Genomic DNA, 22322 nt, shown 5'->3' on the forward strand with positions numbered 1-22322 from the left:
ATAAAATGTAGTAGTAAACCGCTTAATAAAAACCAAGGAGCAGTTTCTAATTTTTTACGGTACGCGGCAATGAATCTTTTTTTCTCGATCCTATATTTATTAATTTTTTTTCGGTTTTTAAACTGTCTTTAACTTTTTTCTCAAATTTCTTTTTATCATTTCTTTGGAATAATTTATCCATCAATTCTTTCGTATTGTCATAATCAACTCTCCAAGACAAACCAATACCATGTGTATATCCTTCTACATCGGTAACATCGTATTCTATATCGTTTTGCCGAGTGTACGCTTTTGCCCTTAAAGTACCTTCTTCGTTTAACGGAAGTTCGACTTCAACCTCACCAACAATATTGTTTTGCTGTGTATTTGTGCTAACCGGCACACCCACTTTACCATTTACTATAAGTTTATCTGCAATGGTGCTTGAAAAAGAAACCCCTAATTGATCACTCAAATCGTATGACCTTACATCATTTCTACTTGCAATATCATAACTAACCCCCAATTCAAACTTATCTCCTTTTGATTTTAATATACCTGAAAGCACCTTGGTTATTTTTTCCGACAAGTTTCCAGTTAAAGCAGCGTTACCATCAAAATTCAAATTCCCATCGTTTAATGGCATAAACGAATTAGCCATCAATAAAGAGAAAAACTGTGTCATTTTAGCATCTTCATTACTTAATTTAAAATCTAATTCAGAGTTTATACTTGAATTTTGATTTACAAGTTCTATGTCAAAATCTATATCGGAATTTAATAATTGGCCTGTAATTTTTGCAATCAGGTTTACATCTATTTTTCTATTGGATCTTTGGTCAATATTATCCAGTAAAATTGAAGGGTTTGCTTTTGTTTTATATATGGCTTTTATATTTAAAAAGGCATCGAACGGATTACCGTTCCAAATTACCTGCCCACCAGGTTGTACTATAAAATCTTTATTGACTATATTTCTAAATTCATAAATACCACTTGAAATAACATATACACCATTGATTTCAAACTTACCATTTGTATTTATTTCAATGCCCATATAGCCATTACCGCTACCTCTTAAAATACTGCCCGTATTTTTATCAATAACAATTTCCGCAATGGCATTATCTCTAACTTCAAGATCAAAATTTAGGTTTAAGCCTTTTAGTCTATCAAAAATAATTTCTTCTCGTTTGTTTTTATCCACACCATTTTCGGCCAAGGTTACAAAATTAATCAGGCCTGAATCTCCAATTGTAGAAACATCGCTTAATGGAACTATAAATTCTGTCCCCGGCATTGTTGCACCTTCTACATTAATGGTTAACTGATCTGTATAACCCTTAATCTGGGCTGTTCCGTCCATAAATGCAGTGCCATAATATTGAACTTCCTCATCTTCCTCGGTATTTAACACTAGCAAGTTATCAGTATCAATATTCAGATTCAGGTACCATTTTTTAAACTTGTAGTGAATTATGCTACCGAATAAATTACCTTTTGTATTCTTATCCACATCGGTAATTACAGTTGGCAAAAATTTAAATGTGCGATTATTCAGTTCAACTTTAGAATTGTTGGCCAAACCATAGTTAACATTTAAGTAAGGTATTTTAATACCTGCATTATCTAATGTTAGTTTTCCATTAAAATCGGGATTTTCAAGTAACCCAGAAACAGTTCCAAATCCCTTAACCTTGCCCCTAATATCTGTTAAAACGTCTTTGCCCAAATCACTAAAAGAGCTTATATCAAACTCGTAAAAATTATAATTTGCAAGAATCGTGGGTTGTTCAGCTGAAAAATCGACTTCGCCATCAGCAATAAAAACATCAAATTGCCCATTCGTTAGTCTTGCCGCTATTTGATATTGCTCAACGGAATTATCTCCTTGTGCCGTTAAAAATAGGTTGCCTTGCTTAATATTGTTGATGTAAAAATCGTTTATAGAAACATTGGCCAACGGAAAAGTCTCACCGTTCAATTGCTTATAATTGACACTTCCATTTACAAGACCAGTCATTTCAAAACCATCAATGTAAGGTGTTATGCCGTTAAGATCTACATTTTTTAAATTTAAAGTAAGATCCTTATTACTTTTCCCATTGATTATACCTGCCATATCTATGACTTGGTCTTCATGAGAAACAGTAAATCTATCAAAAGCAAAAGTGTTTAATGCCTTATCAAATACTACTTTATTTTGATTATTGTTGTTGGGGTTTACGGCCCAGTTGTTATCTTTATAAACTATGTTAGACCTTTTCAAGCCTACAACCGATTTATTGTTTTCATTAATGGTATGATAAAAACTTAAATCGAATTTTTCTTTTAAATCTTTACCTCCTACAAAATCCGTTCTAAAAAACAAAGTGTCGTTTAAAGTGACGTTGACCAAATTAACATCAGCTACATTATAATATTTAGTGTTTATTTTATCTACACTTAACAATGTATTGTAGATTGGGTTTTTATTATCTATTTGTAACCTAATATTTTCAATAAGGTTGTCATAGGCATCAATACGAGGCGACTTTACGGTCAATTCAAATTTATCTGAATCAGAACTTATAGTGCCTTTAATGGTTGAATTTGCCCCTATTTTTACATTTGGGAAAAAAACATCGACAATTTTATTGTAGATTTTAAAATTGAAGTCAATAAACTGGCCTTTTGTTACCACAGCGGGACTATAATTTGCATAAATACCCGCAAATGAATTTGTTGCTAGTTTCCCTATTTCATCATACTTAAAAATGCCCTTTATTTTACCTTCGATAATATCTGTGGAATTCATGGTTACAACCCTAATACTATCTTGGAATTCTGATGTAATTTTAAAATCGGTAAAATAGTAGTCATCGTTTTGGTTGGTGTAAGAAGCGTCGGAAAAATTTATTTCACCAGCCATATTGTCCAACGTATTTCCTTGAAGCTTTATATCTATTTTTCCTTTAAGGATTGCCATCGAATCCCTTTTAAAAAGATTGAGCTTATTAAAATCCGAATAGGTTACATCAGCAACAAAGTCAAAATCATATACTTTTTTAGACAAGTCGGCCAGACCGGTAAAACTCATTTGCAAATTTTCATCTTTAGAGACCAAACTTCCGTTAAAATGTTTGTTTTTGAATACTCCGTTGATGTCAATGTCATTATAGGTATAGCCCTTATATTGATGCTTAAAAATATTACCATCTATGGAGGTGTTTATATTATCAAGCGTAAATCCTTTGCCCTTTACATCAGCGATCAATGATAATTTACCTACTAGGCTATCTTGTATAATTTTACCGAATTCCAAATCTACAAATTCAATTTCGCCAGCATATTTAGCATTATTTACATCGTCTATATTGGTCATTTGTAGATCAGTAATAATTTTGCCTAAATCCGTTTTTATGATAACATCGGCATTCATTAATTCAGTGGTTACATAAGATGCACCTGTAACACTAAATCTGCCCAACCTGCTTACTGAAGGCGGTAAGTTTTTACCTAAAAGATTTGGCAATAATATTTTTAAATTCTCATAATTGGAAGTAAGCTCATTAATGTTAGCAGTTAACGAAAAACCGTTCTCTTTGGTTACGGCATTCTTAAAATGAAAATGACCATTGATAATTGATTTTCTATTGGATTCCAACTCAAGATTATTAAGCTTAAAATCGTTCAAAGTTCCTTTTAGCTCTGTTGTAAAATTTACCTTGTCGTTTAACCCTAGCTCATTGTAAAACTTATTTAAATCAATTAAAGACACAGCTGCTTTGGTGACTTTAGCATTAATTAGGACTTTATTATTAAAATCGGCAAGATCTTCCCTGTTGTAGTTAAAAGTAAAATCGGCACTAATCGTAGAATTTTCCGTTGCCAAATACGTAGAGTCAAAAGTCATTTTTGACCTGGTGTATATAAAATTAGAAGTCAATTGCGTAACTTCAATACCATGATTTTCAATTAATGAGACCCTCCGAACATTTGCATAAACTTCTGGGCCTTCAATTTTAAAATTATCTACAATACCCGTTATATTTCTATAATAAACAATAGCATCTTCCTGTTTGTTTTTATCGAATAGGTAAAAATTACCATTGTCGATATTTAATTTTGAGGAAGTTAATAAAAATGGAGTTGCCGATGGCGTATCATCACCATCGTCAAACTTATCAATAAAAATAGAAAGATTATCCTCATCTTCTCCTTTGTAAGTTTTCATAATCATTCTAAGGCCTTGCACATCCGCCTCACCCAGTTCCAGCTTATTATCCAAAATATTCTTATAGCTGAAAATGGATGTTGTAAGCTCATCCACATAAATTAAAGTATCGTTATGATGGTCATTAATTTTCACACCCTTTAACTTGGCATTGCCCAAGTAAGATAAATCTACTTTTTCAACAAGAATATTGGTATTGTACTTATTATTTATATTATTAGTTACAACTTTGGCAAGTTTGGTTTGTACCACAGGTAATGAAAGTAGAGCAACGGATACTACTACCAATAATAATAAAATCAGTAGTGTTCTAACAATTATTTTTCTTGCTCTTTTGATAGTTTTAAATGTTATAAATTTGCCGTGTTAAAAATACAATAATTACAGGTACAAAATTTGTGCCTTAAATACAAATCTTAACCTAAATGCAACTTCTGCTCACTAATTGATAAATAAGGTTTGCAGAAATTTATTTTAAATAAAATTGACAACAAAAAATTCGACATATATTTTGGCCATAGAATCGTCTTGCGATGATACAGGGGTGGCTATTTTACACAACGATAAAGTACTATGTAATGTTGTGGCAAATCAAGAAATTCATTCAAAATATGGTGGTGTGGTTCCTGAATTGGCCTCAAGAGCACATCAACAACATATTGTGCCCGTTGTGCACCAAGCGTTAACACAAGCCGGAATCGATAAAAAACAGTTGAATGCAGTTGCTTTTACACAAGGTCCCGGATTAATGGGATCTTTATTAGTAGGTAGCTCTTTCGCCAAATCAATGGCATTGGCTTTGAACATTCCTTTAATCGGGTTAAACCATATGCAGGCTCATATTTTGGCTCATTTTATTGATGATGAAAGTCAACAAAAACCACCTTTCCCTTTTTTATGCTTAACCATAAGTGGTGGACATACACAAATTGTAAAAATTACAGATTATTTTACCATGGAAGTGATTGGCGAAACCATTGATGATGCAGTGGGTGAAGCTTTCGATAAATCGGCTAAAATATTGGGGTTGCCATATCCTGGCGGTCCTTTAGTTGATAAATATGCACAATTGGGAAATCCGAAAGCCTTTGAATTCCCAAAACCTAGAACTAAAAACCCATTAGATTTTAGCTTTAGCGGATTAAAAACGGCTATTCTCTATTTTATTCAGAATAATGTAAAAGAGAACCCTAATTTTATTGAAAAAAACCTCAACGATATTTGTGCTTCCATACAGTTTACCATTACCTCTATTTTAATGGCTAAATTAAAAAAAGCTGTAAAACAGACTGGAATTACACATATTGCTATTGCCGGAGGTGTGTCTGCCAATTCCGAAATACGGAAGGTTTTAAAAGGAGCTGAAAGCAAATATAATTGGAAAACGTATATTCCCAAATTTGAATATACTATGGATAATGCAGCTATGATCGGCATAGTTGGATATTATAAATTTTTGGATAAGCAATTTGATGGTTTAGATGTTACTGCTAGAGCCAGATTGAGATTTTAGAATCATTTTTTTAAATTTACTTTTAAAATTCAAAACCTATAAAAAACCAAATATTTTGATCAAATACACCGCCAACAATGGTCGTTTCACCCAATTTTGTTTTTTTCGTTGGTTTTAAATCTATTCTTAAGGGAATTGAAAAGGTTGTAAATAAGCCTTTCACGCCGAATAGGTTTGTTTCTCTATAACTTATACCGACGCCAATAGTCGGTGAAAAATCATTTTTAAGCTCCTCATCTAAAATAGTGTGATTGTATTCACTTTTGTAATATCCGACCGAGGGTCCTACGTACAGTTTATCCCTAAAGACCGTAAAATCGTAAAAAGCTTCAAATCCAAAAAATTTACCCTTAACATTGGGGCCATCAACAGCTTTTGCAAAAGAAGAAGACAGGTGTTGTTCTGACAAATTTACATTCATATGAACTAGTCGTAGTAAATGATTGTTTCTAAACCTTAATCCTATTTCGCCAGAATGAGATTGAAATTTATTGAATACAGCTTCTCCAATTTCATAGGCAATAAAAAAACGAGTTTTCTTTTCCTCTTTTATGGATTCTTTCTGAGCCAATCCTATCATACTCCATGACATTAATACGAATGTTAATAAAGTTTTTATCATAACTTTTAATCTTTTGTTTGGACAAATATATAGTCATGATTATAATTAGAGTGTCATACTTTTGTAGAAAATATGTATGCTACACTAAAATCATACAAAAGTATGAGAAGTGAAAGCGGAAACATAATGAATGGTGACTAATTGATTAAAAGTACAATAAGCTCTGATCTTGTCTTGACACCACATTTTTTATAAATATTACTGGCATGTGATTTTACAGTAGGCATGGATATAAAAAGCATTTCTGAAATTTGTTTATAGGTTTTTCCTTTTGCTAGTAATTTAGCAACCTCTTTTTCTCTATCTGAAAGTGAATAATTTTTAAAGTGTTGTTCGTTTAGCTCTAGATGCGGCTTAATTAAATACAGTCTTTGTAAATCATCCAAAAGCTTGTTTAATGCAAGAAGGATAAAGACCAATGGTAAGGTAAATCCAATTCTTAAGTTATAACCTTTATCCACGAATATATAATTAGCTGCAAGAGACATTGGTACTACAATCAAAAAAACTATTGCAAAAATCCGATTTACTTTTTCGAGGTGAGCCACATTTTTTTTTGGTTTTGTCTTACGTATCAAGAACATGGATAGAATTACTGATATTCCTAAAAATGCTACAATTACGTTTTCTAAATAAGCAATCTTATCGACAAAAAAGGCAACGCAAGCAATTAAAACAAGTAAAATTGTGATAATGTAAAGTACCTTAATCAAATATGAGGGTACTTTATGTTGCCTTTCCGGAAGAATACTCAATGGAGTGGTAAGACCTATAAAAATCATTGAGATAAGAATAAACCCATTAGCAGCTTCGGATGTATTATTTTCATAAACGAATAGGGGTATTGTTATCGATATTATAAAAAGAAGCAATGAAAAGGCAAACGCAATGGTTTCCCAATTTTCCATATTTCTTTTATAACAAATTAAGATAACAAATATTGTTATTATTATGGTGGAATATGCCAGTATTAATAATATTAGCTCTATTGATCTCATTTATTTAATTTATGCACTACAGCTACTTCTTAAATTAATAATTCAAATTTTAAACTCACCGATATGCCATAATATGCCTGAAGGGTCGTGTATAAAAAATTCATTTCCCCAATCGTTTTTGACTATTTCGGAGATACGCACGTTTTTATATTTTTTATCGAGATTTAGGTTTTTAATTCCTTCAAAATGCTTTTCTAAATTTTCAACTTCTAAAAACAACATGCTATTGTCCACCCAATCTCTCACGAAATAATCTTGCAAATAAAATCCAAAATCTGCTAATCTAAAATACAACATTTTAGGTGAGGTTATAAATTCTTCAAAACCCATGTCTTGATAAGAATTTCTTGAAATTTCATAATTCTTTGCTCCAATAAAGGCTCTGATTGATTTTGGAGTGTATTGCATTTGAAGTGGTTATTTTAATGTTTTATTTAAATCTAAGGCTTTATCTATCCAATATTTTAAATCCGATTCTAAATCAAAACCTTTGGGTGTTATAAAAATATAACCTTTCATAGGTCTGCCAGTAAAATCCATCTGTAGACAAACTTCTTTTTTTATTTCTTCTTCATAGGCCTGAACCCCAATTTTTGCCATTAGCAAACTGTCTCCGTATTTTTTATCAATATGAATACCACAAGTCATTTTTTCATTGATTAAAAAAATCAACCCACCCATCATTTTTTTGCTGTAAAAATCAACGTTTTTAGTTTTTAAGATTTCGGTGATTCGTTCACCTAAATGCTCATCGTATGCCATTTTATTTGTTGATTTTGAATGACTAATTTACGGTTTATTTTACTTTTGATAATCCCGAAACAAAAAAATCCCAAACTCCACTATTGGAATTTGGGATATTATCTTTTTTTATAGTAGTCTAATTGATGAGTTCCCGAATCTCCCTATGGTCGTTCGGGATAAGCGATTCACACAATTTTTCATAAAAAATAAAAAGTGATTCTCTGCTTAACTACCCGAGCATAGCCTCTGCTATTTTTTTATAAACACCTTGTTTTAGTTTATCTCTTATGGCAGAATAAGCCACAATTGTTTCTTCTACATCTTGTAAAGTGTGTGCCGCCGTCGGAATCATCCTTAACAAAATCATTCCTTTTGGAATAACTGGATACACCACAATAGAGCAAAAGATACCATGGTTTTCCCTTAAATCGTTGACCATTGCCATAGCTTCAGGAATATCTCCTTCTAAAAACACGGGCGTTACACAGGTATTGGTATTACCAATGTCAAATCCGTTTTCTTTTAGTCCTGACTGAAGTGCATTTACATTTTCCCAGAGTTTTTCTTTAAGCTCTGGCATGGTGCGTAACATGTCCAAACGTTTTAAAGCTCCTTTAACCATAGCCATAGGCAATGATTTGGCAAACATTTGCGAACGCATATTGTATTTTAAATATTGTATTATATCCTTATCGGCTGCAAAGAAAGCACCAATACCCGCCATAGATTTTGCGAATGTTGCAAAATACACGTCAATATCATCTTGAACACCTTGCTCTACTCCTGCTCCTCTACCGCCTTCTCCCAATGTACCAAAGCCATGAGCATCATCTACTAAAAATCTGAAATTATATTTTTTCTTAAGTGCTGCAATCTCTTTGAGTTTACCCTGCTCTCCACGCATGCCAAAAACACCTTCGGATATAACTAGAATGCCTCCACCATTTTCATTAGCCATTTTAGTGGCTCTTTTTAAATTTTTTTCTAAACTGTCAACATCATTATGTTTATAAACAAACCTTTTACCTGCATGTAAACGCACGCCATCAATAATACAAGCGTGTGTGTCCATATCGTAAACAATAACGTCGTGCTTTGTTACCAACGCATCTATGGCTGAAACCATACCTTGGTACCCGAAATTGACCAAATAGGCTGCCTCTTTATTCACAAATTCAGCACATTCTTGCTCTAACTGCTCGTGAAAAGTAGTGTGGCCCGACATCATTCTGGCACCCATTGGGTAAGCCATACCGTGTTCAGCAGCAGCCTCTGCATCTGCCTTTATCACTTCTGGATGATTCGCTAAACCTAAGTAATCATTAATACTCCATGTAATTACTTTTTTCCCATTGAAGCTCATCCTATTGGATATAGGCCCTTCTAATTTGGGAAAAACATAATATCCCTCTGCTTGTTCGGCCCATTTACCTAATGGTCCTTTATCTTTAATTATTCTTTCAAATAAATCTTTCATCTAACATCTCTATTTAATATTGCAAAGTAACTAATTTTTTAATGTATTTTAAGCTACTTGGCAACTCTTTTTTAACAAGGTACTATTTTTAAATGAAAATAATATAAAAAGCATAAAAAAAGGCTTCAGAAATGAAGCCCTTATTATTTTATTTAAAAATTTTATTTAATATGCTCAATTTCCGCTTGAGCAAATTTTTCAGTATCAAAAAAGCCTTGTTCTTGCATCCATTGGTCGCTATAGACTTTACTCATATATCTTGAACCGTGATCTGGAAAAACAACAACAACTTTACTGTTTTTGTCAAACTCTCCTTTTTCTGCCAATTGAAAAACAGCTTGCATGGCTGCACCACTTGTGTAACCCGCAAAAATCCCCTCTGTTAAGGCTATTTCTCTAGCTCTATGGGCACTATCCTCATCATTTACCTTTTCAAATTCATCAATAATATCAAAATCAGTAGCGGTAGGAATTAAATTTTTACCTAAACCTTCAATACGGTATGGATAGCTTTCATTAATATCTAACTCACCGGTTTCGTGGAACTTTTTCAGTACCGAACCAAAAGCGTCAACGCCTATAATTTTAATATTTGGATTTTGTTCCTTTAAATATTTTGCTGTTCCAGAAATAGTCCCTCCTGTACCGCTAGCGGCAACTAAATGTGTTATTGCCCCATTGGTCTGTTCCCAAATTTCGGGACCAGTTGTATTATAATGGGCATCAATGTTCAACTGATTGAAATATTGATTTATATAAACCGAATCTGCAATTTCAGAATGCAATTTTTTAGCTACATTATAATAAGAACGAGGATCATCAGCACTAACATGAGCTGGGCAAACATAAACTTTTGCACCCATCGCTTTTAGCATATCTATTTTATCATTTGATGACTTGGAAGATACCGCTAAAATACAATCGTAACCTTTTATGATGCTGACCATGGCAATACTAAAACCTGTATTACCAGATGTAGTTTCTATAATTGTAGTTCCTTTTTTGATTAAGCCTTGTTTTTCGGCTTGTTCGATAATATGTAAGGCAATTCTATCTTTGGTTGAATGACCTGGGTTGTAACCTTCAAACTTTGTATAGAACTTACCTTTTAATTTGGTGGTAATTTTATTTAACTTTATCATTGGTGTATTACCAATAAGCTCTAAAATGTTTTGGTTAATACCTAATTTATGACTCATAAAAAATCAATTCTAATTATTATTAACTAACGGACAAATTTACTGCTTTTTTTTAAATCGCTCTAAAAATCTAATAAAAAAACCCATTTTTGGATTATAAATAATTGATAATTAATCCTTTATTCCTTCCATTTCGAGGATAAACCCATAATCCCTAGCCGTATCTTTTAAAGCATTAAATCTGCCCGAAGCACCACCATGTCCAGATTCCATGTCTGTATGCATGACCAATAAATTATCGTCCGTTTTGTACGCCCTTAATTTGGCAATCCATTTTGCAGGTTCGTAATACTGGACTTGACTATCATGCAAACCGGTTGTAATCAGCATATTAGGATAATCTTGTTTTTTAACATTATCATAAGGGGAATAAGACAACATATAGTCGTAATACTCTTTTTCGTTCGGGTTGCCCCATTCGTCATATTCAAAGGTAGTTAGTGGAATGGTTTCGTCCAACATGGTAGTAACCACATCTACAAATGGTACGGCAGCCACCACGCCGTTATACAATTCAGGATTCATATTAACAACAGCTCCCATCAACAATCCACCGGCCGATCCACCCATAGCATATAAATGATCAGCCGATGTATAATTATTTTCAATCAAATATTTGGAGCAATCTATAAAATCGGTAAACGTATTCATTTTTTTAAACAGTTTTCCATCTTCATACCATTGCCTGCCCAAATATTGGCTACCGCGAATGTGTGCCACGGCATATACAAAACCTCTGTCCAACAGACTTAAACGCGTAGTGCTAAATCCGTCGGGAATAGTATTTCCGTAAGAACCATAAGCATAAAGCAACAATGGTGTGTCCTTTCCTAATTTGGTATCTTTTCTATGAACGATTGAAACTGCCACTTTTTTTCCATCTCTAGCAGTGACCCATATTCTTTCGCTTGTGTAATTATCCTTATCAAATTTACCGCCCAAAACCTCTTGTTCTTTTTTGATTTCTTTGGTTTTATCCTTCATGTTATAATCAATGATAGACGCTGGAGTTGTAAAAGAATTATAGGCATACCTCAGGGTGTCTGTATCAAATTCAGGGTTATTACTAACATTTACCGAATAGGTTTCTTCATTAAATGGTAAATATTCATCAGCCGTTCCGTCCCATCTTTTAATTCGAATTTTATTTAATCCGTTTGTACGTTCTTCCAATACCAAATAGTCCTTAAAAATAGATATATCCTCTAATAAAACGTCTTCTCTGTGTGGAATAACATCTACCCAGTTTTCTGAGCCTGTCTTGTTAATTGGCGTTTTCATCAATTTAAAATTTGACGCTTCGTCTTTATTGGTATAGATATAAAAATTATCCTTAAAGTGCGAAATATGATATTCCAACCCCTTAATCCTTGGTTGTACAACTTTAAATTTACCGTCAGGATTATTTGCACTTAAAACCTGATATTCAGTTGTTAAAGTGCTACTAGACCCAATGGCTATAAATTGATTGGATTTTGTCTTAAAGGCGTAGGTACTGTAGGTATCATCTTCTTCGTAATAAACTTCAACATCTTCTTTAGGGTCCGTACCTAAAATATGTTTAAATACCCTTTCTGCACGTAAAGTGGTTGGGTTTTTCTTAGTATAAAAAACCGTTTTATTATCATTTGCCCAAACCGAAGAACCCGAAGTGTTTTCTATCTTTTCGGGCAAGATTTCGCCGGTTTCTAAATTTTTGAATTGTAGTACGTATTGACGACGACTAATCGTATCCACGGCAAAAGCTACCATTTTGTTGTTAGGACTCACATTTAAGCCTCCTAGGCGATAATATTCATGAACTTCTGCCATTTTATTGACATCGAACAATAACTCCTCATCAGCTTCCAGCGTCTCTTTTTTACGGGCGTAAATTGGATATTGACCATGTTTTACATAACGTGTAATGTAGTAATACCCATTATCTTTATAAGGTACAGATTCATCGTCTTCTTTAATCCTTGATTTCATTTCTTGAAATAATTCCTCTCTGAATTCTTCAGTATGACCCAACTTTTTCTCAAAATAGTCGTTTTCTGCATTTAAATAATCTCTAACCTTTTGTGCATGCTCATCAGGGCTTTCAGCATTTTTTTGCTCGTCAGACAATCTAATCCAATAATAATTGTCAATTCTGGTATCACCATGAATTTCCATTTCTTTGGGAACTACATCGGCAACTGGTGGCTTAATATCATCTTGGGCTTGCATATTTTCTTTTTTGCATGAAGCAACAAAAGTAATGAGAACAATCAGGAAAATAGGAACAATTTTATTCATTTTTAACTTTTTAGGATTTCACGGTAAAAATAGTAAATTTGCAGGGAATGGTTGCACAATTAAACTATCACAAGATTAAACAATAAACAATGTTTGGAGATTTACAAGGTATGATGGGCAAACTTAAAGAAACCCAACAAAAAATAGAGGAAACCAAAAAACGATTAGATACGGTTTTAGTTGAAGGCACTTCCAATCAAGGGAAAATAAAGGTAACGGTTACGGCCAATAGAGCGGTCAAGGACATCGCAATTGACGATAGTCTTTTCCAAGACAAAGAACAGTTGGAAGATTTCTTAATACTTGCACTCAACGATGCTCTTAAGAAAGCTAACGAAATTAATGAAGCTGAAATGGCAGCAGCTGCGAAAGACGGAATGCCAAATATTCCTGGATTGGATTTATTTGGATAAACGCTTTGGTTTTCTGCTCTGCAAGGTTGTTTTGTTAGGGATTACCTATTAAAAGAGTTTAAAGTTGCAAATAGAAAAAATATTTCAGACCATTTATTTATCTCTATTGTTCACAACCTCAACAATATCAATATTTTTATATTTTGGCACCAGTTCTAGATAATCTATAGCTAGTCTCGCTTTTTGTCTTTCAAGCTTACCTTGCACAAAAGAACGCTGTAAAATATCTTCTATTAAAAAATCAATCGCTTCACTTTCAGGATGGTATTCACTTTTAAGTGATAATTTAAACAACCCCGCCGTGGTATTGTACCAAAAAGCTTTCCAACCACTACGGTATTCTTTTATCAATTCAAAAGTGGTCAATCCAGTCTGCCGGTGTATCAATTTTATTAATATTCTACCCTCGGTTCGGGTCATTTTTTTTAATTTATCCGTAAACTCATCTTCCATAAACTTTTGCATCTTTTTAATATGCTTTTTACGTTTTCTGGTCGATTTTATTTTCTCTAATTGTGCATTGAGCTGTAATAATCTTTCCGCTGCCAATTTCGCAAACGGGTAGGCATTGTGCACCTTTTTCCAATACCAGTAATAATAACGCTGTTCTTTGGTAGAGTTGAACTTTAATTTGCTCAGTACCATCACATCGTCCAATGTAAACATGATGGAGTCTCCCTCTATCAATATTTTATCGTCAATAATGGTATCCTTTTTTACGATTTGTGCTATTGTAAAAAACGATGAACATAAAAATAATATAATCAAAATTTTCTTCATATAAATACCTGTACTAAAATCGTTCCAAAATTACTAGATTCTATTCATAGCGTTTAAAATATAAACGTTAATTTTGAGATAAATTATTAAACTTAACTTAAGATTATGTCGAAAAACAGTATCCTCACAAAAAAATCAATTACATTTTTAGAAAAATATTTAAACAATGCATCACCCACAGGTTATGAATGGGACGGGCAAAAAATATGGATGGAATACCTAAAACCTTATGTGGACGAATTTATTACGGACACTTACGGAACCGCAGTTGGCGTTATCAATCCAAAAGCAAAATATAAAGTAGTTATTGAGGGTCATGCCGATGAAATTTCGTGGTACGTAAATTATATATCTGATAATGGGTTGATTTATGTAGTTAGAAATGGCGGTTCAGACCATCAAATTGCTCCAAGTAAAATCGTAAATATACACACCAAAAAAGGTATAGTTAAGGGTGTTTTTGGTTGGCCGGCAATACACACACGCAATAAATCGAAAGAAGAAGCACCTAAACCTGATAATATTTTTATTGACTGTGGCTGCAAAACCAAAGATGAAGTTGAAAAATTAGGTGTTCATGTGGGCTGTGTAATTACCTATCCAGATGAATTTCACATCCTAAATAAAGACAATTTTGTATGTAGGGCTTTAGACAACCGAATGGGCGGATTTATGATTGCCGAAGTTGCCAGATTGTTAAAAGAGAACAAAAAGAAATTACCTTTTGGATTGTACATAGTAAATTCCGTTCAGGAAGAAATTGGATTACGCGGTGCACAGATGATAGCAGAACGAATTCAGCCCAACGCAGCTATTGTTACCGATGTAACCCATGACACTACTACGCCAATGATCGAGAAAAAGAAACAGGGGCATTGTGAAACTGGTAAGGGACCAGTTGTGGCTTATGCACCTGCGGTTCAGCAAAAATTACGAGATTTGATTACCGAAACCGCCGAAAAACAAAAAATTCCTTTTCAACGAGCCGCGTTATCTCGTGCCACGGGAACAGATACAGATGCCTTTGCTTATAGCAACAGTGGTGTAGCAAGTGCATTGATTTCCTTACCGTTACGTTACATGCACACCACTGTTGAAATGGTACATAAAGACGATGTTGAAAACGTAATCAGATTGATTTACGAATCGTTATTGCAAATTAAAGACGGTGAGACTTTTAGTTATTTCGATTAAAAGAAGGGCCAATCCTAAATTTTAAACAACTGAATGAAGAATTCCATTGCCGAAAGGGTCAAAGATTTTATCAAAAAGTTTCCGCCGTTTGATTTGTTAAATGATGAAAAATTAAAAACAATTTCGGAAGAGGTTAAGATAATATATCTAGAAAAAGGAAAAACTGTTTTTAGCGAAAACGAAAAATATCACGAGGACTTTTACATCGTCAGAAATGGTGCTGTTGGATTGTATAGAAAAAAATCGGGGCAAAAAGAAATGGTCGATATTTGCGATGGCGGAGATATATTCGGTTTGCGAGCTTTGTTGGCAGAGGAAAATTACACCCTAGAGGCCACCGCCAATGAAGAGTCCATTATTTATGCTATCCCTATAGCTATTTTTCAACGTGTTTCGGATAACGATAAAAAAATAAATAAATATCTAATTACTACATTTGCATCTAACGCCTTTGACCCCTACACGCAAGAACAAAGTGTTGAAATATTTCAAGACTATATACCTTCGAACAATGAAGACATTTCAAATTTACAGTCTGTAAAATACACCAAGAAACCAATTAAGTGCAAACGAGATACAACTGTAAAGGAAGCTGCAATAAAAATGAGCCAACATAATATTGGTTGTATTGTCGTGGTCAATTCTAAAAGCAATCCCGTTGGTATTGTTACCAATAGTGATTTAAAGCACAACGTTGCCACCGGTAAGTTCCCTATCGATACCGAGGTAAAAAATATTATGTCCAGCCCCGTAAAAACATGTAAAAAGAACATTACCATTGCCGAAGCTCAACTGCAAATGATAAAGTACAATATAGATCATTTGTGCGTAACCAAAGACGGAACAAGCCATTCCGCTTTAATCGGTATTCTAACCCAACATGATATTTTAATATCCTTAGGTAATAGCCCTTCGGCACTTTTAAAAGAAATAAAAAGGGCTCAAAGCACCAAACGATTGAGAAGTGTTAGAAGCAAAACACACTATTTGTTGCAGTCGTATTTAGATCAAAATATTCCGATAAGACATATTACTAAAATAATTTCGGGAATTAACGATGCTATCACCTATCGTGTTATAGAAAACGCTTTAAGAAAAATGGACACTTCTCCTCCAGTCCAATTTATTTGGCTCGCATTGGGCAGCCAAGGCAGAAGTGAACAATTGTTATATACAGATCAAGACAGTGCTTTGGTTTTTGAAAACGTTCCTAAAAATAAATATGAAGAAACACAAGCGTATTTTTTAAAACTTTCGGGGCATATCACAAAGTCATTGCACAAAATAGGATATGAATATTGTCCAGCGGAAATGATGGCAAGCAATCCGCAATGGTGCATGTCCTTAACAGCTTGGAAAAATCAATTTGAAAGTTGGATTTTAAGGCCCAACGAAAAAGCTATTCTTTTATCCTCCATATTTTTTGATTACAATATTATTTATGGTAATAAATTGATGATCGAAAGTTTAACGGATAGTATTTTTAAAGCTTTAGATCAATCTTCAAATCTATTAACACAGCTGGCAAAAGATATTTTAATAAGTCCGCCCCCGCTAGGTTTTTTTAGACAATTGGTACTGGAAAAAAATGGTGAGTATGAAGATTTTTTCAATATAAAAGTTAGAGCTTTAATGCCTTTGATAGATGCCGCTCGTTTGTTGATTTTATCGCATAGAATAAAAAACATAAACAATACAGCCCTCCGATACGAAACATTAGCGGAATTAGAACCCGAGAACAAGGAATTATATGATTCTTGCTCTTATGCTTTTAAAGCATTGTTAAAATTCAAGACCAAACAAGGTCTGGCAAATAACGATTCCGGAAAATTTATAAATTTAGAAACTTTAAGCAAGGAAGAAAAATTAAAACTAAAACGCTGTTTTAAACCCATTAGAGAAATTCAGGAATTATTAAAATTTCGTTTTAGAATAACAAACTAATTTAGTACAATTTATAATGTTTGGCATTGGTAGCTTATTTAAAAAAAAGAACTATCCCGATTCGTACAAAACGTATTTAGAGGGTTTTAAAAAAGATGAAAAAAAATTATTGTCAGAAACTCGCTTTGTAGTTTTTGATACCGAAACTACAGGTCTCAATGTTGTAAAAGACAGAGTTTTATCTATTGGGGCTATTTCCGTTTTAGACAATACCATTAATGTTAACGACACTTTTGAGGTGTATGTTCAACAAGAGGTTTTTAAATCTGAATCGGTCGAAATTCATGAAATCCTAAAAAACAATCCCAATCAGAGTAAAGTAACGGAAATTGAAGCCATCAAACAATTTTTAAGTTATGTGAAAAATGATATTTTAGTAGGGCACCATGTGGGTTTTGACATTGAAATGATGAACCGTATGCTACTGAGAAATAATTTAGGAAAGCTTAGAAATCAATATCTGGATACAGGTGTGCTTTTCAAAAAATCGAAACACTTGGTATATCAAGAAAATCTAAAAAATTACAGCTTGGACGATCTTTGCGAAGAATTGAAAATTGAAAAAACTGACCGCCATACCGCTACTGGAGACGCACTGATAACCGCCATTGCATTTCAAAAGATTTTGGCTAGATTGGACAAAAACGGTAATTTAAAATTAAAAGATTTATTTTAGTAGCAAGAATTAAAATAATCTGAAACGCCTAACAATTTTAAAATGAGCAACGAGTATAAAGTTAAAGTGAATCAAACTTTTGAATTTGATATTTCGGATGATGAAATCTCTTCACTAGACGCCGTTTCAATTTCAGAAAACAAATTTCACTTGCTCCAAAAAAACAAATCTTATACCGCTGAAATTACAAGCTCTAATTTTAACCAAAAACAATATGTCATAAAAGTTAACAATACTATTTATGAAGTATCTATTTCAAGTCCTTTAGACAATTTGATTAATGAAATGGGCTTTGCCTTGGCATCAACAAAAAATGTTAATACTATCAAAGCTCCAATGCCCGGTTTGATTTTAGATATCAATGTAAAAGTAGGACAAGAAGTAAAAGAAGATGAGACATTATTAATACTTGAGGCCATGAAAATGGAAAATGTAATTACCTCTCCACGCGATGGAGTTATAAAATCTATAACTGCCATTAAAGGAAACACAGTAGAGAAAGGAACATTATTGATTGAGTTTGAATCGTAAGATATGAAGATAAATAAAATACTAATAGCCAACAGAGGGGAAATTGCTATCAGAGTAATGAAAACGGCAAAAAAAATGGGTATCAAAACTGTTGCCGTTTATTCATCGGCGGATAGAAATACACCACATGTTAAATTTGCAGATGAAGCTGTTTGTATTGGAGAACCACCATCTAGCGAATCCTATTTACGTGGTGATAAAATTATTGAAGTTGCCAAAAAATTGAATGTGGATGCAATCCATCCGGGATATGGTTTTTTAAGCGAAAATGCCGAATTTGCCGAATTTTGCGAAAAAAACAATATTATTTTTATCGGTCCAAAATCAAAGGCCATTAAAATGATGGGGGATAAATTAGAAGCAAAAGAGGCTGTTAAAAATTATGATATTCCTATGGTTCCCGGTATTGATAGAGCCGTAACCGACACGAAAGAAGCAATTCAAATTGCCAAAGAAATTGGCTTTCCAATTTTGATCAAAGCAGCTGCCGGTGGTGGTGGTAAAGGTATGCGAGTGGTAGAAAAAGAAAAAGATGTTGAAGAACAAATGAATCGTGCCATTAGTGAAGCTACTTCCGCATTTGGTAATGGTGCTGTGTTCATAGAAAAATATGTGGCTTCTCCAAGGCATATTGAAATTCAAATTATGGCAGACAACCATGGTAATATTGTGCATTTATTTGAGAGGGAATGCAGTATACAACGTCGCCATCAAAAAGTGGTGGAAGAAGCCCCGTCTTCGGTTTTAACACCTGAACTAAGAGAAAAAATGGGGGAAGCGGCCATTAACGTTGCAAGAGCGTGTGATTATTTAGGGGCGGGAACGGTGGAATTTCTTTTGGACGCCGACCATAACTTCTATTTTTTGGAAATGAATACCAGATTACAAGTTGAACATCCTGTTACAGAATTGATTACTGGTGTGGATTTGGTTGAACTTCAAATTCGTGTAGCCCGTGGGGAGGAATTACCAATCAATCAGAATGACTTAAAAATTAATGGTCACGCTTTAGAATTAAGAGTTTACGCCGAAGATCCGTTGAATAATTTTTTGCCAAGTGTAGGTAAATTAGAAATCTATAAAATACCTATCGGAGAAAATATCCGAGTTGACAATGGCTTTGAAGAAGGTATGGATGTCCCCATATACTACGACCCAATGTTGGCAAAGTTAATTACCTATGGCAACACACGTGAAGAGGCTATTGAATTAATGATTAAAGCCATAACAGACTATCAAATAAAAGGTATTGAGACCACGTTATTCTTTGGAAAATTTGTTTGCGAACATGAAGCTTTTCGTACAGGGAATTTTGATACGCATTTTGTTAAAAATTACTACTCGCCAGAAGCAATTAAGAAAGACACAGAACAAGAAGCTAAAATTGCTTCACTTATCGCAATAAAAAAATATCTGGAAGACAAAAAAACACTACAATTGCCAAACTAATTAACTATGGATCCCAAAGAAAAGAAATTAGAAGAAAAAATTGCAGAAGCTAAATTAGGTGGTGGTCAAAAACGAATTGATAAACAACACCATAAGAAAAAACTAACCGCCAGAGAGCGAATCGATTATTTGCTCGATGAAGGATCTTTTGAAGAAATGGGAATGCTTGTTACACACAGAACAACCGATTTCGGTATGGAGAAACAGCAATTTTTAGGTGATGGTGTTGTTACTGGCTACGGTACAATAATTGGTCGTTTGATTTATATTTTTGCTCAAGATTTTACCGTTTTTGGTGGGGCTTTATCTGAGACCCATGCCGAAAAAATTTGTAAAATTATGGATGCCGCTTTAAAAGTAGGTGCTCCACTAATCGGATTAAACGATTCTGGTGGTGCTAGAATTCAAGAAGGTGTAAAATCGTTAGGAGGATATGCCGATATTTTTTATAGAAATGTACAATCTTCAGGTGTAATTCCACAAATTTCAGCCATTATGGGACCTTGTGCCGGTGGGGCAGTTTATTCTCCTGCCATGACAGATTTTACAATTATGGTAGAAAACACCAGTTATATGTTTGTTACTGGCCCCAATGTGGTAAAAACCGTAACCAACGAGGAAGTGACCAGTGAAGAACTGGGCGGTGCAACGGCACATTCCATAAAATCTGGTGTGGCACATATTACCTCCGCAAATGATGTAGCTTGTCTAGAGGATATTAAAAAATTATTGAGTTATTTACCGCAGAATAATAAACAAACCGCTAAAAATTTACCCTTTAACTTAAAAGATGAAGTAAGGGAAATACTGGGAAGCATTGTGCCTGATAATGCCAATAAACCTTACGATATGCACGAGGTTATTAAAGGTATTATTGATGAAGATTCTTTTTTTGAAATCCATAAAGATTATGCAGAGAATATAATTGTAGGATTTGCTAGATTGGGTGGAAGGAGTATCGGCATTATTGCTAACCAACCTATGTTTTTGGCGGGAGTCTTGGATGTAAACAGCTCGAAGAAAGCTGCACGTTTTACCCGTTTTTGCGATTGTTTTAATATTCCTTTATTGGTATTGGTTGATGTTCCAGGGTTTTTACCGGGTACAGATCAAGAATGGAACGGTATTATTGTTAACGGTGCAAAATTGTTATATGCTTTAAGCGAGGCTACCGTACCCAGGGTTACCGTAATTACCAGAAAAGCTTACGGTGGTGCTTATGACGTGATGAACTCAAAACATATTGGAGCAGACATGAATTTTGCATGGCCAAGTGCCGAAATTGCTGTTATGGGAGCCAAAGGTGCAAGTGAAATTATTTTCAAAAGGGAAATTCAAGCATCTGATGACCCAGCAGCAAAACTGGCAGAAAAAGAAGCGGAATATGCCGAAAAATTTGCCAATCCTTACCGAGCAGCTAAACGTGGATTTATAGATGAAGTTATTCTTCCAAAAAGTACCCGTAGAAAATTACTAAAGGCGTTTAGTATGCTAGAAAATAAAGAAGTTGTAAAACCAAACAGGAAACATGGAAATATTCCGTTGTAAAAAGTAAATTTAATTCTTTCTTTTTAGCAGGATTATATCTTTAGATTCCAAAATATAATAGAGGCCTATCATTACTAGAGCGATCCATTCCGCCCAAAACAGGTTGAAAAAATTCTCACTTCCAAATACACACAATCCCAGTCCAAATAGTGATATTATTGCCAAAATTCTACTGATAAGCATGTGCTTGGGGTTCTGAAAAAGAAACATAACCACAGCACTTCCCGCAAAGAAAACAATAGTAAAAAAATAATGCAACAAGGATAGTTTCCCATTGTATGGAAATAAAGTAACTCCCATTAGAGCTACGCCTAAAATAATATTATACCACTTGCCCCTATTCTTTTTATAATTCATATTGGGTTTTGGGGTGGTTTTAAAATACAAGGCTCCGTTAAAAATAAATAACATGGCGGCTATTCCTAATAAAAGCCCATAAATATAGCTATTGTCCATATCTACATAAGCACTTATGCTACCTCTAACCGTATTATTATCAGCCAGATATAAAAACAGAGGAATGAATATACAAATAATAGCAATGAGTTGTTCTACCACTAAAAAAGTAGTATCATCCGTAGTATATTTATTTTTTATTTGAAGTTTCATCAGATATAAATGTACAAAATTTATGTACTTAACCACAAAGGACACAAATGCAGTTCACTAGGGTCACAAAGAAATTGTGATTTTATTTTTATTTCTTAGTGAAATCTTTTTTCTTAAGATATTGTAATTTATGGAAAATTTATAACCATC

The 22322-nt window shown here is 33.7% G+C and carries 18 protein-coding genes; 8 read left to right on the forward strand and 10 right to left on the reverse strand.

The genetic code is table 11. From position 1 onward, the window contains the following. Nucleotides 1-46: 46 nt before the first annotated feature. The gene (locus UMM65_RS08560; RefSeq protein ID WP_321976088.1) at nt 47-4483 is read right to left on the reverse strand and encodes a translocation/assembly module TamB domain-containing protein; all 4437 of its coding nucleotides are present in this window, start codon (nt 4481-4483) and stop codon (nt 47-49) included. A 196-nt stretch (nt 4484-4679) separates the two neighbouring features. Between UMM65_RS08560 and tsaD the strand changes: the two genes are divergently transcribed. After that, nucleotides 4680-5708 carry a tRNA (adenosine(37)-N6)-threonylcarbamoyltransferase complex transferase subunit TsaD gene (tsaD, locus tag UMM65_RS08565; protein WP_321976089.1) on the forward strand — a complete coding sequence of 343 codons (1029 nt, stop codon included), beginning with the start codon at nt 4680-4682 and terminating at the stop codon, nt 5706-5708. 22 nt (nt 5709-5730) lie between these two features. Here tsaD and UMM65_RS08570 read toward each other — a convergent pair whose 3' ends face one another. The 7 genes from UMM65_RS08570 to UMM65_RS08600 form a co-directional block, all read right to left on the reverse strand. Further along, nucleotides 5731-6330 (reverse strand): hypothetical protein, encoded by a 600-nt coding sequence (locus UMM65_RS08570; protein ID WP_321976090.1) that lies wholly within the window; start codon nt 6328-6330, stop codon nt 5731-5733. A 137-nt stretch (nt 6331-6467) separates the two neighbouring features. Further along, nucleotides 6468-7238: a response regulator transcription factor gene (locus UMM65_RS08575; RefSeq protein ID WP_321976091.1), complete on the reverse strand. Its 771-nt coding sequence runs from the start codon at nt 7236-7238 to the stop codon at nt 6468-6470. A 132-nt stretch (nt 7239-7370) separates the two neighbouring features. Next, nucleotides 7371-7736, reverse strand: a complete 366-nt coding sequence (locus tag UMM65_RS08580) for a VOC family protein (RefSeq protein WP_321976092.1) — start codon at nt 7734-7736, stop codon at nt 7371-7373. 9 nt (nt 7737-7745) lie between these two features. Further along, a complete protein-coding gene (locus UMM65_RS08585; protein ID WP_321976093.1) occupies nt 7746-8090 on the reverse strand; it encodes an RNA methyltransferase in 345 nt (114 codons plus the stop codon). 211 nt (nt 8091-8301) lie between these two features. Beyond that, a complete protein-coding gene (locus UMM65_RS08590) occupies nt 8302-9549 on the reverse strand; it encodes an aminotransferase class I/II-fold pyridoxal phosphate-dependent enzyme (RefSeq protein WP_321976094.1) in 1248 nt (415 codons plus the stop codon). A gap of 161 nt (nt 9550-9710) precedes the next feature. Then, nucleotides 9711-10748, reverse strand: a complete 1038-nt coding sequence (locus UMM65_RS08595; RefSeq protein WP_321976095.1) for a PLP-dependent cysteine synthase family protein — start codon at nt 10746-10748, stop codon at nt 9711-9713. Between the two features lie 111 nt (nt 10749-10859). Beyond that, complete coding sequence (locus tag UMM65_RS08600) at nt 10860-13028, reverse strand: S9 family peptidase (RefSeq protein WP_321976096.1); 2169 nt, start codon at nt 13026-13028, stop codon at nt 10860-10862. Nucleotides 13029-13117: 89 nt separating this feature from the next. Here UMM65_RS08600 and UMM65_RS08605 point away from each other — a divergent pair, with 89 nt between their 5' ends. Then, on the forward strand, nt 13118-13441 hold the full coding sequence (locus tag UMM65_RS08605; RefSeq protein ID WP_321976097.1) for a YbaB/EbfC family nucleoid-associated protein: 324 nt from the start codon (nt 13118-13120) through the stop codon (nt 13439-13441). A gap of 93 nt (nt 13442-13534) precedes the next feature. On the opposite strand, the gene UMM65_RS08610 is transcribed toward UMM65_RS08605, so the two are convergent. Then, entirely contained in the window at nt 13535-14221 is a 687-nt protein-coding gene (locus tag UMM65_RS08610) for a DUF4294 domain-containing protein (RefSeq protein ID WP_321976098.1), read from the reverse strand. 105 nt (nt 14222-14326) lie between these two features. Between UMM65_RS08610 and UMM65_RS08615 the strand changes: the two genes are divergently transcribed. From UMM65_RS08615 to UMM65_RS08640, 6 genes are read left to right on the forward strand one after another with little or no spacing between them, the layout of a single operon-like run. Then, nucleotides 14327-15415: a M42 family metallopeptidase gene (locus UMM65_RS08615; protein WP_321976099.1), complete on the forward strand. Its 1089-nt coding sequence runs from the start codon at nt 14327-14329 to the stop codon at nt 15413-15415. A gap of 33 nt (nt 15416-15448) precedes the next feature. Beyond that, nucleotides 15449-17359 (forward strand): DUF294 nucleotidyltransferase-like domain-containing protein, encoded by a 1911-nt coding sequence (locus UMM65_RS08620; RefSeq protein ID WP_321976100.1) that lies wholly within the window; start codon nt 15449-15451, stop codon nt 17357-17359. A gap of 16 nt (nt 17360-17375) precedes the next feature. Beyond that, entirely contained in the window at nt 17376-18035 is a 660-nt protein-coding gene (locus tag UMM65_RS08625; protein ID WP_321976101.1) for a 3'-5' exonuclease, read from the forward strand. A 42-nt stretch (nt 18036-18077) separates the two neighbouring features. Beyond that, entirely contained in the window at nt 18078-18566 is a 489-nt protein-coding gene (locus UMM65_RS08630) for an acyl-CoA carboxylase biotin carboxyl carrier protein subunit (protein ID WP_321976102.1), read from the forward strand. Between the two features lie 9 nt (nt 18567-18575). Next, nucleotides 18576-20015, forward strand: coding sequence for an acetyl-CoA carboxylase biotin carboxylase subunit (gene accC, locus UMM65_RS08635; RefSeq protein ID WP_321976158.1), 1440 nt, complete (start codon nt 18576-18578; stop codon nt 20013-20015). Nucleotides 20016-20021: 6 nt separating this feature from the next. Beyond that, nucleotides 20022-21563, forward strand: coding sequence for an acyl-CoA carboxylase subunit beta (locus tag UMM65_RS08640; protein WP_321976103.1), 1542 nt, complete (start codon nt 20022-20024; stop codon nt 21561-21563). 9 nt (nt 21564-21572) lie between these two features. Here the strand turns inward: UMM65_RS08640 and UMM65_RS08645 are convergent, their stop codons facing one another. Continuing rightward, nucleotides 21573-22172, reverse strand: a complete 600-nt coding sequence (locus UMM65_RS08645) for a DUF7103 family protein (RefSeq protein ID WP_321976104.1) — start codon at nt 22170-22172, stop codon at nt 21573-21575. Nucleotides 22173-22322: the final 150 nt, after the last annotated feature.

The organism is Aureibaculum koreense, assembly GCF_034296135.1.
Lineage (GTDB): Bacteria > Bacteroidota > Bacteroidia > Flavobacteriales > Flavobacteriaceae > Aureibaculum.